The following is a 387-nucleotide window of genomic DNA, read 5'->3' as shown; positions in this document are numbered from 1 at the left end:
GAGATTAAGCAACCTTAGGTTGTTTAATCTCTTTTTTTGTTGTTGAGGCAAATAGTCGCGAAGTTATAATAATTCTATTACGTAAATTATCATAATTTCTATAACCAAAAGATACCCTTTTAATGAGTTTGATTTTATTATTAATTCCTTCTAACGGACCGTTGGTCAGGTTAGAATATGTCATAGTATTTTCAATGAAAGTTGCTAATCGTCTTAAAGTTCTAATGACTGGGCGTAATTTAGGACACACATCTGAAAGATGAATAGAAAAGAGTTTATGATTAAATTTCTCTATTTGGTTTTCTTTTAATAATCGTCTTAGCTCATGAACGTAGTGATATGTATTATATAATTCTTCATCTACATCTAATAAGTAATTTACAATGC

1 protein-coding gene is annotated in these 387 nt (G+C 28.7%); it reads right to left on the bottom strand.

What is annotated here, in order from left to right:
• Positions 1-4 precede the first annotated feature (4 nt).
• On the bottom strand, positions 5-387 hold a 383-nt coding region (locus KA828_RS11775; protein ID WP_210126268.1), incomplete at its 5' end, for a transposase.

The sequence above is a fragment of the Staphylococcus sp. GDY8P85P genome, from assembly GCF_017892405.1.
In the GTDB taxonomy this organism is placed as follows: Bacteria; Bacillota; Bacilli; order Staphylococcales; family Staphylococcaceae; genus Staphylococcus; species Staphylococcus borealis.
The sequence above is the reverse complement of the archived record's forward strand: the minus strand, read 5'-3'. Positions and strand labels throughout refer to the sequence as shown.